1 protein-coding gene and 2 pseudogenes are annotated in these 1,894 nt (G+C 39.6%); 2 read left to right on the forward strand and 1 reads right to left on the reverse strand.

What is annotated here, in order from left to right:
* Window positions 1–19: 19 nt before the first annotated feature.
* A pseudogene (locus DCM90_RS09565) lies at window positions 20–139 on the reverse strand (transposase); the annotation flags it as partial.
* 255 nt (window positions 140–394) lie between these two features.
* Here DCM90_RS09565 and DCM90_RS09570 point away from each other — a divergent pair.
* Window positions 395–1,227: pseudogene (locus DCM90_RS09570) on the forward strand (IS30 family transposase).
* Window positions 1,223–1,801, forward strand: coding sequence for a VIT1/CCC1 transporter family protein (locus DCM90_RS09575; protein ID WP_109251154.1), 579 nt, complete (start codon window positions 1,223–1,225; stop codon window positions 1,799–1,801). The pseudogene DCM90_RS09570 and the gene DCM90_RS09575 overlap by 5 nt, the downstream one beginning before the upstream one ends.
* Window positions 1,802–1,894 lie beyond the last annotated feature (93 nt).

Raw genomic sequence — 1,894 nt, forward strand, 5'->3', positions numbered from 1 at the left:
TTACCCACTACAAATATTATAGAGTCTCAATAGGATTGTACTCAGGTGAGTAGGGAGGAAGATGTAAAAGTTTATGCCCAAACTCTTCGCATAAAAGTTCTAGCTTCCCCATTCTATGGAATCTTGCATTGTCCATAATATAGTAGATTGAAACTAGAATAGTACACCTCTACTTCTAAAACATTGTTAGAAATCGATTTTACTGTCCTGATCGATTTGTCCTATTCTTATTTCATTTTACTATATGTTCGTAAATGAAAGTTCTATAATGAAGTTAGCCACCCAGCCCTCCTAAAAATTAGATGGTTCAACTAGCCAATAGCTCTTGTAGGCATAAGAAAACACCTCTGTGTTATACTTGTTGTTCAACCACAAACACAAGAAAGGCACAGAGATGCAAGACAATTATACTACAAAAGCCAAACATTTGACAATCGATAGCCGTCGCTTAATCGAAAGATGGAAAAAAGAAGGAAAATCAAATAGAGAAATTGCCTCTCTACTTGGAAAAGCTCCTCAAACTATCCACACTGAAATCAAGCGTGGGACAGTCCGACAATGTCTTGGAAAAGGGCGCTTCAAAGAGATTTATTCTGCCGACTACGCTCAACAGTCTTAAGAAACTAAAGGAAAAGATTCTCCACTATACATAACCAAAAATTTTCGCCTGATAAGAAACAGGCTAGCACCAACTTTAAACCTGCTGGTCAATCCATCGAACAGCGGTCTGAAGCTATCAATCTTCGCTTGGAGAATGGGCATTATGAGATTGATACGGTTCTACTTACGAGAGCGAAAAACTACTGCTTGCTTGTCTTGACGGATCGAAAGAGTAGACATCAGATCATCCGATTGATTCCAAATAAAAGTGCTGAGGTGGTCAATCAGGCTCTAAAACTCATCTTAAAACAACACAAGATTCTTTCCATCACGGCAGATAATGGAACGGAATTCAATCGCTTGTTTGATGTATTTTCTGAGGAGCACATCTATTATGCGCACCCCTATGCCTCTTGGGAAAGGGGAACTAATGAGAATCACAACAGGCTCATTCGTAGATGGTTACCTAAGGGAACCAAGAAAATGACTCCCAAAGAAGTCGCATTCATCGAAAAGTGGATTAACAACTATCCTAAAAAATGCTTGGACTACAAGTCACCCAGAGAAGACTTCTGGATGGCTAACTTGAACTTGAAATTTAGCGTCAGAAACAAATCACGAAATTGATTCAAATTTTGCAGGTCGTTTAAATATCCTGCGTGCGGGTGTTCTTGATGCTAACGATGGAATTATTTCCATTGCTGGTGGAGAATATGTATCCGTTTCAACTCCAAAAGATACCGAGGAAGCTGCCGTTTCGCGAGAAAAACTCTTGCTAGACCAAGATAGGGAACTAGCCAAAAAATCCCTCTATGCTTCTTATATCCAAAATGGAGAATTCAAAACTTCTGCCCAACTCTTGACTAATAAGATCTTTCTTAAAAATCCACTCAAGGCTCTGGTAGAGGAAAAATATGGGATTGAGTATGAAGAATTTACCAATCCTTGGCACGCTGCCATTTCTAGCTTCGTTGCCTTTTTCCTTAGAAGTTTGCCTCCAATGCTGTCAGTGACCATTTTTCCAAGTGATTACCGCATCCCTGCTACCGTCCTTATCGTCGGTGTAGCCCGTCTTCTCACTGGCTACACAAGTGCTAGACTTGGAAAAGCCCCAACCAAAACAGCTATGATTCGGAACCTTGCTATTGGTCTCTTAACTATGGGAGTTACCTTCCTGCTCGGACAACTTTTCAGCATTTAGAAAACAAGAAATACCTCGATTTTGAAGTCGAGGTATCTTTTTTTACATTTGGACAATCTTACGATAACTTCTTGAAGTAATCATGAAAATCAA

The sequence above is a fragment of the Levilactobacillus bambusae genome (assembly GCF_003124125.1).
Classification (GTDB): domain Bacteria; phylum Bacillota; class Bacilli; order Lactobacillales; family Lactobacillaceae; genus Levilactobacillus; species Levilactobacillus bambusae.